Source organism: Mediterranea massiliensis (assembly GCF_900128475.1).
GTDB classification, from domain to species: Bacteria; Bacteroidota; Bacteroidia; order Bacteroidales; family Bacteroidaceae; genus Bacteroides; species Bacteroides massiliensis_E.
Genome location: NZ_LT635834.1, coordinates 122,012 through 134,314, shown reverse-complemented (window position 1 = coordinate 134,314; position 12,303 = coordinate 122,012). Strand labels below are relative to the sequence as shown.

Sequence of the window (12,303 nt, the reverse complement as noted above, 5' to 3'; positions counted from 1 at the left end):
ATGACATCCTTCCAACTGCAACAATGGATTCTGCATCCCGAGTCGTTGAATCGGGAATCTTTGTACGAGCTCCGTACATTGGTAGCCCGTTATCCTTATTTTCAGTCGTTGCGTCTGCTTTATCTGAAAAATCTTTTTTTGTTGCACGACATCAATTTCGGAGTAGAATTGCGTAAGGCGGTGCTGTATGTGGCCGACCGCCGTTCGTTGTTCTATCTGATAGAAGGAGACCGCTACACATTGCATCGGGAGGAGGAACAGCCGGCTGTCCTTTCGGAAGGAAGTGGGGAACCGGGTGTTGACCGTACGCTGTTCCTGATAGATGCCTTCTTGTCTTCTATGCCCGAAGACCATTCGCAAAGTACCGGCTTGGATTATACGATGGACTATACGGCCTACTTGCTGAAGGAAGAAAACTCTGGTTCGTTGGATGAGAATGTTCCCCAGTTGCGCGGGCAGGAGTTGATTGACGGCTTTTTGGACAAGGTGGAAAACGCTGGTAAAGTAACTGCTCAGGAAGAGACGGCGGCGCCGGAAGTCCAAGAGCACGAGGCGATGCCGTTAGAGTCTGGTGAAGAAAGCGGGAAGACGCTTGCGGTAGAAGAACCGGCATCGGATGTTGAGAAAAAGGAAACCGCATCGGCGCAGGACGAAGAGGCGGCCGAAAATCTGCCGTTGTCGTCCGAAGAGTGGGACGACAGCTGTTTGACCGAAACTTTGGCCAAAATTTACATAAAACAGCACCGATATGAGAAGGCCCTTGAAATTATTAAAAAGTTAAGCTTGAATTATCCAAAAAAAAATGCTTACTTTGCAGACCAAATCCGATTTTTGGAGAAATTGATTATTAACGCTAAATCAAAATAATTAGAAAATGTATTTATTATTAGTTATCTTAATGTTGCTGGCATCTGTGCTGATGTGCTTCATTGTCTTGATTCAGAATTCCAAAGGAGGCGGTCTGGCTTCCGGATTTTCTTCATCCAATCAAATTATGGGTGTGCGCAAAACTACTGACTTCCTGGAGAAGGCCACATGGACTTTGGCTGCTGCCATGGTCGTATTCAGTATAGCTACCGCTTATGTGTTGCCTACCGTTTCTTCGAAGAGCGGTGACGTCATCATGGAGCAGGCACAGCAGCAGGAAGCTACCAACCCCTATAACATGCCTACAGGTACAGCTGCTCCGCAGACCGAAGCACCTGCAGCAAATGCTCCTGCAGATTCTGTAAACTGATATTGCACTGATTTTATAAATTTCTGAAAGGACGGGATTGCTGCATACCATCGTATGGCAATCCCGTTTTTCGTTTATTCCTTTATAAATTGTTGATACAATGACTCCTACAACTCCAATTCATCAGACTTTGCGCGATTCGGCGGCCATTCGCTGGATGGTATTGATGTTTCTGGCCTTTGCCATGTTCTGTTCATACATCTTTATGGACATTCTTTCTCCCATCAAGGACTTGATGCAATCCACACGCGGATGGGATTCGACCGCCTTCGGCACCATGCAGGGTTCCGAGACCTTCTTGAATGTATTTGTCTTTTTCCTCATCTTTGCCGGTATCATTTTGGACAAGATGGGTGTACGTTTCACGGCTGTCCTTTCGGGAGCTGTGATGTTGGTGGGTGCTACCATCAACTGGTATGCCGTTACGGAGGCTTTTCAGGGAAGCAGTCTGGAAACCTGGTTTAACAACAACCTGAACTACATCCCGGGTTTTGATGAATTGGGTATCTCGCCTTTCTATGAGGGAATGCCGGCATCGGCCAAGTTTGCGGCAGTGGGCTTTATGATTTTCGGTTGTGGAGTCGAGATGGCGGGTATCACCGTGTCGCGCGGTATCGTCAAGTGGTTCAAAGGTCGTGAAATGGCATTGGCTATGGGGTCTGAAATGGCGCTTGCCCGTCTGGGAGTGGCTACCTGCATGATTTTCTCGCCTGTTTTTGCCAAGCTGGGTGGAGTGATCGACGTTTCCCGTTCGGTCGCTTTCGGCGTGGTACTGCTGATGATAGCTCTGATTATGTTTATCGTCTACTTCTTTATGGACAAGAAGCTGGATGCGCAGACAGGTGAGGCCGAGGAGAAGGACGACCCCTTTAAAATCAGCGACTTGGGAAGCATCCTTTCAAGCGGTGGTTTCTGGCTGGTGGCCCTGCTGTGCGTGTTGTACTATTCGGCCATCTTCCCCTTCCAGAAGTATGCGGTCAATATGTTGCAGTGCAATCTGGTGTTTACGGAGGTGCCTTCCGATTCCTTTTGGGCTACCAATACGGTGACCATTATCCAGTACGTCATTATGTTGGTAGTGGCGGTTGCCGCTTTTGCCAGCAACTTCTCGAAACGTGCGGCCATGAAGTACGGCTTGTTGGTGGTGGCCGGTGTGGCGCTGGTTGTATTCTGCTACATGGGCTATATGCGTCAGAGTGCAGAAACGGTGTTCGCCGTATTCCCGCTGCTGGCCGTAGGCATTACTCCGATTTTGGGTAACTATGTGGACCACAAGGGTAAGGCGGCCAGTATGCTGGTTGTCGGTTCGTTGCTGCTGATTTTCTGTCACCTGACGTTTGCATTTGTGTTGCCTGGACTGAAAGAAAATGCGGTGGGAGGCATTATCGTGGCTTATCTCACGATTCTGGTTCTGGGAGCCAGCTTCTCCCTGGTACCTGCTTCGCTCTGGCCGAGCGTCCCCAAGCTGGTGGATGCCAAGATTATCGGTAGTGCCTATGCGCTGATTTTCTGGATTCAGAACATCGGCCTCTGGCTGTTCCCGCTCCTCATCGGTAAGGTGCTCGATAAGACCAACCCCCAGTTGGTGGCCGACTTGCAGAACGGTGTGATTACCCCCGAGGAAGCCGCCGTGTCCTACGACTATACGGCGCCGCTGGTCATGCTGGCCTGTCTGGGTGTGGCTGCTTTGATTCTGGGCTTTGTATTGAAAGTGGTAGACCGCAAGAAGGGACTGGGCTTGGAAGAACCCAATATCAAGGACTGATGCCGACAGCGGATGAAAAAGCAATTTAACTTACTGGATACCGTGCCTGTGTGCGCGGAGATTGTCCGGACGGAATGGGAGGATGAGTGCGCAGTGCTCATCCTTCCTCGTTTCCGGAAGGCCTGGATGCAGCGTTGGCTGGTGCCCAAGACCTTGTCGCGTGAAGTGCACATCCCGTTGGAGGAGCATGGCTCTGCGGTGTGGCGGCTGGTGGACGGCCGTCGTACGGTAGGCGAAATCATCGGCCTGCTGGAGCCGCACTTCGGGGCGGATAAAAACTATGCATCCCGCGTAGCGGCCTATATCGTGCAGCTACAACGGGATGGATTCATTCGCCTGTTGGCCCGTAAAGAGGGAGAGAACGTTTAGTTCTCCGCTCTGTCCACTTTCAGCAGTCCGCCGGTCGTGGTGTCGAAGAGGACTGTGGTGGTCGATTTCTTGTTGAACAGTACCGGAGCCAGCGATTCCTGCGTGCCGAACTGGGTGACCGGCAGTTCGTTGTTGTATATTTCCTTTCCCAGGTAGGTCAGTTTGATGCCGGCCTGTCCGGGTACATTGTAGATGATGCCGTCCAATTTCTTCTTTTCTTCGGTGGGGGCAGTTATCAGTTTTTTGTTTTGGATACTGATGTAGACAGGATCGCCGGACAAATCGTCTTTGTCGACCATTCCCTGCTTGCTGGAGAAGCGGAGGACCACTGCACTTTCTTTTTCTTCAGGCTCCATGCGGACGGTGAATATTTGTGTATCCTTCTTCTCTTTGCCCGTAAACATCTGCATCAGCGCCTTTTCCTGAAGGCTCATGTTGTCGAGCATGATTTTCAGTTGATTGCCGTCGGTGGGCATGTTGTCGGCTTCGCCGCGTATCAGGGCATTCTTGCTTTCACGGATGCTGTATATTTCCTTGGCTACCAGTTCGGCCATCTTGGCGTTGGAGCTGGTCATCAGGATTTCTTCGGTCAGGAAACTGCGCGGGTCCAGATCCTTTTCGGGCTTCCCGGCTTGGGGAGTTTCCTTTTTGTCACCTCCGCTGAAAGGCAGGTTGATGGAGCGAACAATGCCGTCTTCGGTCAGCTCCATGAGCGGGGCCACCGTTTTGTCTTTCATCTTGACGAAGTAGATGTGTTCCTTGTCCGGTACTCCTACTAAGCCTGTTTCTATCCGGTCGAGTGTCCAGTAGACGGCCGGCTCGTCCGATACGCCCGAAAGGCGCAGATAGCGGTCGGCATAGCGGCAGAATTCGCCGGGGGTATAGGTGTGCTTGGTGGCATATACCTTGATTTCAATCTGGGTCTTGGGGAGCATATAGGTCACTCCATAATCTTTGCCCTGTGTTACGCCGACGGTCACTTCCGTCTGTGCCGAGGCCAGTAGGCTCAGGGTAAGTGCAGACGACAATAAGAATATATTTTTCTTCATGCTTCTGTTAGGTTTTGGTTCGTAACTTCTTTAATTAAGCAAAGATAAGGAAGTTATCGGTGCAGATAGCGGATTTTGACATAATTAACAAAAGAAGCGGGCACGGACGATGCGGGCTTGTGCGGCGGGGTGACCCGTTGCAGCCTGTATCGTCCGTGCCCGTGGTGTTATTTGCCTGTACTTTGCGGCAGCTTCAGCCCGATTTCGGCGATGCCTACGCGGTCGTCGTTGAGCAGGATGCGCAGGTCACTGGCCGTCGTACCGCGGAAGGTGTAGGTGTGCGGCTTGCCATACTCGCTGACGGTGCCTGAGTAGACAGTCAGGAACTGGCCTCCGCCGCCCGAGAGCTGAATCTCGAAGTTGGCGGGCAGCTGGTTGTCGCGGCTGAAGGTCAGGGCCACTTCGTCTACCTTCGGATTGCCTTTCAGGGCGACGGTCAGGTAGTCGCCCTTGTTGCCCTGCCAGCAGGTTTCGGGCTTTCCGTCGAGCACGTTCAGTACGCTTTCGGGATTGGTGCTGGCTGTGACGGGGCTTTCTTCCTTCTGTGCCTCCAGGCGGGCGTTGCGTGTGGCATAGTCTTCCACACGAAGCACGGCGGTCTGGCGGATATCCTCGGACGAGGCGGCAGCCATGACGACGAATTCACCCGGCTCTACCACCCATTTCATGTTGGTGTTGAGCAGTTCCAGCTGCTTGCGGTCGAGGTGGAAGGTGACTTGCTTCGTTTCGCCCGGTGCGAGGTGGACGCGTTCGAAGCCGGCGAGATTCTTTTCGTAGGTGGTGACGCTGCTCACCACGTCGCGTGTGTAGAGCTGCACTACCTCGTCGCCTTCACGGCTGCCGGTATTGGTCACGTTCAGGGTGACGGTGGCCGTCTGGTTCGGAGTGATGACGGCGGGGCTGACCGTGAGGTCGGAGTACTCGAAGGTGGTATAGCTGAGGCCGTAGCCGAAGGGGTAGAGGGCGCCGTTGACGCGCGACATGTTGCCTTTCGGCCCTGGATTCTTGCCGCCGTCCACTTGCGACGAAGGCTTGCAGGGGAAGTTGAACGGTATTTGTCCCACGCTCTTGGGGAAGGTGACGGTGAGCTTGCCGCCGGGGTTGTAGTCGCCGAAGAGGACGTCGGCCACGGCCGTGCCACCCTTGGAGCCGGGATACCAGGCCTCGACGATAGCAGGTACGAACTTGTCGGCCCAGTTGATGGAGAGCGGACGGCCGTTGATAAGTACCAGCACGACGGGTTTGCCCGTGGCCTGTACGGCCTGGAGCAGTTTCTGCTGGCGGCCGGGCAGGTCGAGGCTGCTGCGCGACTTGTTCTCGCCGCAGGTGCGCTGGCCGCCTCCCAGCACTACGACGGCCACGTCGGCACGGCGGGCATTGGCCACGGCACGGTCTATCTCGGCCTGTTCGTCATCGGTCAGCGGGTATTCTATCAGTTCGCTTTCGGGCCAGTGGGCATCCACCAGGTCGCAACCCTTGGTGTAGAGCACTTCGGCCTTGCCTTCCACTTTGGCCTGGATGCCTTCGAGCACCGTCGTCACGTCGACGGCCAGCGGGCCGTAGTGGGTCAGCGCATAACCTTTTTCGTCGGCATTGGGGCCGCAAACAGCGATGGTCTTGATGCGGTCGATGTCGAGGGGCAAAGTCTGCTTGTCGTTCTTCAGCAGGACGATGCTTTCGCGCGAAGCCTGCAGGGCCACGTCTTCGTTCGCAGGATTCTCCACCTCTTCGTCGGCTCCGGCCAGATCGGTCTGGTAGGGAGCGTCAAAGAGGCCGACGAGGAGCTTCACGCGCAGGATGTCGCGCACGCGGTCGTTTATCAGTTCTTCACTCAGGCCGCCCTCCTTTACCAGTTCGCGGAGCGGCTCCACGAACGATTCGGGCGAACGGAAGGTGCAGCGCACGTTCAACCCTGCCTCCACGCTCTGGCGTACGGCTTCCTTCATGTCCTTGGCCGTGCCGTGCTTGGTGTAGAGGTATTCGACGGCGTCGCTGTCCGACACGACATATCCCTTGAAGCCCATCTCGCCGCGCAGGCGGGTGGTGAGCCAGTAGAAACTGCCCTGGATGGGGATGCCGTCGTAGTCGTTGTACGAGCTCATCACACCCAGCAGACCCGTTTCCTGAATGACGCGCTTGAAGGGATAGACGTGTATCATCTCCACTTCGCGCGGCGACATCTGCGGATCGACGCGCGCCATGCCTTCGCGGGCGCCCTTGTTGTTACTGTAAGCCACGAAGTGCTTGGCCGTGGCGGCCACCTGGTGGTCCTTCTGCAAGCCATGTACCATCTCGATGCCCAGTTCGGCCACAAGGTAGGGCGACTCGCCGTACACCTCTTCATAGCGTCCCCAGCGCTGGTCGCGTCCCACGTCGAGGATGGGGGCATAGACATTGGTATAGCCCAGCATGCGGGCTTCGCGCCCCGTTATCTCGCCGATGCGGCGTACGAGGCTCCGGTTCCAGGTGTGCCCGATGCCCAGCTGGGTGGGGAAGTTGGTGGCGCGGTAGCTCTCCACGCCGCGGATGCCTTCGTTGGTGAAGTCCACGGGGATGCCCAGACGCGTCTCTTCGACAAAGAAGCGCTGCACTTCGTTCAAGGCCCAGGCGTGGCGCGAGGCCGGCCACACGTTCTCGTTATCCGAGGGCGGCAGACCCCACTGGCGGAAGCCGTTCAGGTGCTCGTCGATGGCGCCGATGCCGTCTTTCCACAACGCCTGCTTCCATTCGGGGGTGGGCAGGTCGTCCTTCAGCACGCGCTGGTAGCCGTAGAGGGTCACCATCTGACAGGTCTTCTCGTCGAGTGTCATCTGCCCGAGCAGGTCCTCGATGCGTGCGTCGATGGGAGCGTTGGGGTCTTCGTAGACGTCCTTCACGCCGTTCTTGTTGAAGTCAATCCAGTCTTTGTGGTACATGTCCGTGCGGACGGGTTTGTACGTTTTCGGTGTTTTCCGGTCGGTCGTGGCGCTGAAGGTGGACAGGCACCCGCAGGCCAGCAGGAGGGTAGCGGTCAGTTTCTTCATGAATAATCAGATTTTGTTTTTTGCAAAAATACGCAGATTTCCTTGAACGGGAAGGTAATATCGTCCGTTTCGTTGGTCAATATTTTCCAAAACGTATGGTTTTGTCCGTTTTCCGTCTGTCTGGCGGTCTTCTTGGAGGCGTCCGGAGTCTTGTCGGCGATTTTTGACATCCTGACCTTTGTCAAGGCAGATGGCTGACACAATGGATGGAAAAGCCGCTTGCAGCTGACAACCGTTTTTCTTGAAAACATGGAAATAGAGGACGGAAAGTGAAGAATATACGCTGATAGATGCATAAAACGAGCAGATTGGGCATAAAAATGCAGGTTTTCGTGCGGCTGGTCGTAGGTTTTCTGTCGTCAGATGGTATGTTTTGAGTCGGGAAAACGTATGCTTTCTGTCGGAAAAAGCAATGTTTTCTGCCGGGCGAGGCCTTCCCGCTGCTCAGTTGTGCCGTTTTTCACCCCTCATCGTGTCTTTTTCCCTCCTTTTTCTTTCTGGTTTGTTTGTAAACATTTCGCTATTTTGTTGATGGTGAACGGATAAGCTGTTTCCGCCTTTGCCGTTTCCGTCCGCCTCTGCCTGCGGTCCGAAAGAAGCGATTCTCCGGCGTTTGGAAAATCAAAGTGTCAGCGACTGACATTCTGTTAGAGGGCAAGTGAGCTTAGATAGGTGCAGGCGCAAAAAAATCGGGCCGGAAGGCGTGCAATTGAAAATAAGTTCGTATCTTTGTAGCCACGATTTCCATGAACCGTGCATCAAAATTCCGGGGTTGACTGGATTTGACAGCGGGCAGAAATGGTAGGTAAGCATGCAGTGGGTCGGTAATTTCCACTTTAATCTCAGTTATCAAACAATTATCTGGCAACGAAAATTATGCTCTCGCTGCTTAATCGAAGTACAGTAGATTAGCTTTATTTCCGCCACAGTGGTGGAAACGGGATGTCACTCAAAAGCTCTTGTTCCGAAGCGTTTGGTAAAGTGGCACAGCAAAATCGGGAATAGCTTGGGTCTTTCTCCGCGGCCTTTGCGAAATTTTAGGGGATAAGGTGCAGGTTGGTGGCTCTGGTCTTGCCTGTGCTCGAAAACCGAAGGCAGAGATAAGCATGTAGAAAGCTTATGATTTCCTCGTTTGGACGAGGGTTCGATTCCCTCCAGCTCCACGGATATGAGTTAGAAGCCGCTGATGTCAGCGGCTTTTCTGTTTCTTTATTCTGTCCTTTCTCCCGTTTTCCTGCAATATGTGTTGTAAAACATCGCTTCGGATAGTGCTTTTTATTTCTAAAAACCGTTTCTTTGTACCAGCATAGTTCAGCACAGCATTCCTTCTGTACTGACAAACTTGGAAACACCATGAGAAACGATACATTCGGACAACAGGCAAGCAAGGTGACGCAGTTGGCAGACCGTCTTGGACAGGCCATCTCCATGCGGGAGTTTCTGGAAGGAGATTCTCTTCCTTCCATCAACGAGCTGAGCCGACGTTATGGAGTGTCCCGAGACACGGTCTTCAAGGCTTTCCGCGACCTGCGGGAACGCGGCTTGATAGACTCCACGCCACGCAAGGGTTATTTCGTAACGGGACAGGTGACCAACGTCCTTCTGCTGCTCGACCAGTATACGCCTTTCAAGGAAACGCTGTACAACAGCTTCGTGAAACATCTTCCCCTTCATTATAAGGTAGACCTTCTGTTCCACCAGTACAACGAACGCTTGTTCAATACGCTGGTCCGCGAGTCGGTGGGCAAGTACAGCAAGTATGTGGTGATGAATTTCGACAACGAGAAGTTCAGCCCGGCCTTGAACAAGATCAATCCGGCCCGGTTGTTGCTGCTCGATTTCGGCAAGTTCGACAAGGACCGCTATTCGTATGTCTGCCAGGATTTTGATGAGTCTTTCTACCGTGCCTTGGTGTCTTTGGACGACCGCATGTCGGCCTATCGCAAGTTTGTCTTTCTCTTTCCCCGCAGCTTGAAGCATCCCAAGAGCAGCCAGGACTATTTTATTCGTTATTGTAAGGAAAAAGGCTTGGAATGGGCGGTCGAATCGGACGTGGAAAATCTGAAGGTCGAAGCGGGGACTGCCTATCTGGCCATCAAGCAGCAGGATGTGGTCAAGGTGGTGAAGCAGGGACGTCTGGAGGGACTGAAGTGTGGCAAGGACTACGGCCTCCTGGCTTACAATGACATACCGTCCTACGAAGTGATTGATGAAGGCATTACCGCTCTGACCATCGACTGGCAGAGGATGGGCGACGAGGTGGCCGGTTTCGTTCTGAACGGCACGTCTGTGCAGGAATATCTGCCTACGGAAGTGAGGATGCGCAGTTCACTCTGATTTTTTTTTCTATATTCAGCACAGGTCAGTATAAAGATAGATAAAAGTAAAAGGATAAGTTAATTTGTTAGACCCATTAATTTGTGATTATGAAAAAGTATCCCAAAATTGGAATCCGCCCCACCATTGACGGTCGTCAGGGCGGTGTTCGCGAGAGTCTGGAAGAAAAGACCATGAATCTGGCCAAGGCAGTGGCCGAGCTGATTTCCACCAACCTGAAGAACGGCGACGGCAGTCCGGTAGAGTGTGTGATAGCCGACGGCACCATCGGCCGTGTGGCCGAGAGCGCGGCCTGTGCCGAGAAGTTCGAGCGCGAGGGTGTAGGTTCCACCATTACCGTGACCTCCTGCTGGTGCTATGGTGCCGAGACCATGGACATGAACCCGTATTATCCGAAGGCCGTCTGGGGTTTTAACGGTACGGAGCGTCCGGGCGCCGTTTATCTGGCCGCCGTCTTGGCCGGACATGCCCAGAAGGGGTTGCCCGCTTTCGGCATCTATGGCCATGACGTGCAGGACCTGGACGACAACAGCATTCCCGCCGACGTGGCCGAGAAGATTCTCCGCTTTGCCCGTGCCGCCCAGGCCGTAGCCACCATGCGCGGCAAGTCCTACCTGTCGATGGGCAGCGTGTCGATGGGTATTGCCGGCTCCATTGTCAATCCCGACTTCTTCCAGGAATACCTGGGCATGCGCAACGAGTCGGTCGACCTGACCGAAATCATACGCCGCATGACGGAGGGCATCTACGACAAGGAAGAATATGCCAAGGCAATGGCCTGGACCGAGAAATATTGCAAGGTGAACGAAGGCGAGGACTTCAAGAACCGTCCCGAGAAGCGCAAGACCCGCGAACAGAAGGATGCCGACTGGGAGTTCATCGTGAAGATGATGATCATCATGCGCGACCTGATGCAGGGCAACCCCAAGCTGCGTGAGATGGGCTTCAAGGAAGAGGCGCTGGGACACAATGCCATTGCCGCCGGCTTCCAGGGACAGCGCCAGTGGACCGACTTCTATCCCAACGGCGACTATCCCGAAGCGCTGCTCAATACCTCTTTCGACTGGAACGGCATCCGTGAAGCCTATGTGGTGGCTACCGAGAACGATGCCTGCAACGGCGTGGCCATGCTCTTCGGCCATCTGTTGACCAATCGTGCCCAGATTTTCTCCGACGTGCGTACCTATTGGAGTCCCGAAGCCGTGAAGCGTGTCACAGGCAAGGAGCTGACCGGCCTGGCTGCCAACGGCATCATCCACCTCATCAACTCCGGCGCCACGACGCTCGACGGTTCGGGCCAGTCGGTCGACGAAGCCGGAAACCCCGTGATGAAGGAGCCTTGGAACCTGACCCAGGCCGACGTGGACAACTGCCTGAAGGCTACGACCTGGTATCCGGCCGACCGCGACTACTTCCGTGGAGGCGGCTTCTCGTCCAACTTCCTTTCCAAAGGCGGCATGCCTGTCACGATGATGCGTCTGAACCTGGTGAAAGGCCTCGGCCCCGTGCTTCAGATAGCCGAAGGCTGGACCGTGACCATCGATCCCGAAATCCACGAAAAGCTGAACATGCGTACCGATCCCACTTGGCCCACTACCTGGTTCGTGCCCCGTCTGTGCGACAAGCCGGCTTTCAAGGACGTCTATTCCGTGATGAACAACTGGGGAGCCAACCACGGTGCCATCAGTTACGGCCACATCGGTCAGGATCTGATAACGATGGCTTCCATCCTCCGCATTCCGGTCTGCATGCACAATGTGGACGATGAGAAGATTTTCCGTCCGGCTGCCTGGAACGCCTTCGGCATGGACAAGGAAGGTGCCGATTACCGTGCCTGCGCTACCTATGGTCCCATTTACAAATAATTCAACCGTCAACAGCTATGATAACAGAAGAACAAATCCAACAGTTTATAGCCCAGGCCCATCGCTGTGGCGATGCCCGGCTGACCATTTGCAGCAGTGGCAACCTGTCGTGGCGCATCGGCGACCAGGCCCTGGTTTCCGGTACCGGTTCGTGGGTACCGTCCTTGAAGCGGGAGAATGTGGCCGTCTGCAATATTGCCGACGGAACATCGGTCAACGGCGTGAAACCCTCGATGGAGAGCGGTTTCCATCTGGGCATCCTTCGGGAGCGTCCCGATGTGAATGTGGTGTTCCACTTCCAGTCGGAATATGCCACGGTGGTGTCCTGCATGAAGAACCGGCCGACCAACTTCAACGTAACGGCCGAAATACCTTGTCACGTAGGTTCCGAAATCCCGTTGATCCCTTACTATCGTCCCGGTTCCAAGGAACTGGCCGCCGCTGTGGTGGCCGCCATGCGCGACCATAATTCCATCCTGCTGGCCAAGCATGGCCAGGTGGTCTGCGGCAAGGACTTCGATGAAGTCTTCGAACGGGCCATGTTCTTTGAAATGGCCTGCCGTATCATCATTCAGTCGGGCGGTGCCTATGAGGTGCTGTCGCCTGCCGAGATAGACGACCTGGAAGTGTATGTACTGGGCAAAAAGACCAAATAAGT

9 protein-coding genes and 1 other RNA gene are annotated in these 12,303 nt (G+C 54.3%); 8 read left to right on the top strand and 2 right to left on the bottom strand.

Annotated features, from left to right (window positions below):
• The 4 genes from BQ7483_RS01855 to BQ7483_RS01840 all read left to right on the top strand — a co-directional run bounded on the left by BQ7483_RS01855 (position 1) and on the right by BQ7483_RS01840 (position 3,371).
• On the top strand, positions 1-867 hold the full coding sequence (locus tag BQ7483_RS01855) for a hypothetical protein (protein ID WP_022021236.1): 867 nt from the start codon (positions 1-3) through the stop codon (positions 865-867).
• A 7-nt stretch (positions 868-874) separates the two neighbouring features.
• Positions 875-1,237, top strand: coding sequence for a preprotein translocase subunit SecG (secG, locus tag BQ7483_RS01850; RefSeq protein WP_022021235.1), 363 nt, complete (start codon positions 875-877; stop codon positions 1,235-1,237).
• Positions 1,238-1,337: 100 nt separating this feature from the next.
• The gene (locus BQ7483_RS01845; protein ID WP_022021234.1) at positions 1,338-3,002 is read left to right on the top strand and encodes an MFS transporter; all 1,665 of its coding nucleotides are present in this window, start codon (positions 1,338-1,340) and stop codon (positions 3,000-3,002) included.
• Between the two features lie 12 nt (positions 3,003-3,014).
• Complete coding sequence (locus BQ7483_RS01840; protein ID WP_072544632.1) at positions 3,015-3,371, top strand: PqqD family protein; 357 nt, start codon at positions 3,015-3,017, stop codon at positions 3,369-3,371.
• On the opposite strand, the gene BQ7483_RS01835 is transcribed toward BQ7483_RS01840, so the two are convergent.
• Together BQ7483_RS01835 and BQ7483_RS01830 are read right to left on the bottom strand one after the other, a co-directional pair.
• Positions 3,368-4,420 (bottom strand): DUF4831 family protein, encoded by a 1,053-nt coding sequence (locus tag BQ7483_RS01835; protein ID WP_022021232.1) that lies wholly within the window; start codon positions 4,418-4,420, stop codon positions 3,368-3,370. The two genes, BQ7483_RS01840 and BQ7483_RS01835, sit on opposite strands and share 4 nt — an antisense overlap.
• Before the next feature lie 167 nt (positions 4,421-4,587).
• A complete protein-coding gene (locus BQ7483_RS01830) occupies positions 4,588-7,443 on the bottom strand; it encodes a beta-glucosidase (RefSeq protein WP_072544631.1) in 2,856 nt (951 codons plus the stop codon).
• Positions 7,444-8,211: 768 nt separating this feature from the next.
• Between BQ7483_RS01830 and ssrA the strand changes: the two genes are divergently transcribed.
• From ssrA to BQ7483_RS01805, 4 genes are all read left to right on the top strand, one after another.
• Positions 8,212-8,609: a transfer-messenger RNA gene (ssrA, locus tag BQ7483_RS01820) on the top strand.
• 187 nt (positions 8,610-8,796) lie between these two features.
• Positions 8,797-9,780, top strand: coding sequence for a GntR family transcriptional regulator (locus BQ7483_RS01815; RefSeq protein ID WP_072544629.1), 984 nt, complete (start codon positions 8,797-8,799; stop codon positions 9,778-9,780).
• Between the two features lie 89 nt (positions 9,781-9,869).
• Positions 9,870-11,645 carry an L-fucose isomerase gene (gene fucI, locus BQ7483_RS01810; protein WP_072544628.1) on the top strand — a complete coding sequence of 592 codons (1,776 nt, stop codon included), beginning with the start codon at positions 9,870-9,872 and terminating at the stop codon, positions 11,643-11,645.
• 17 nt (positions 11,646-11,662) lie between these two features.
• Complete coding sequence (locus tag BQ7483_RS01805) at positions 11,663-12,301, top strand: class II aldolase/adducin family protein (RefSeq protein WP_072544627.1); 639 nt, start codon at positions 11,663-11,665, stop codon at positions 12,299-12,301.
• Positions 12,302-12,303: the final 2 nt, after the last annotated feature.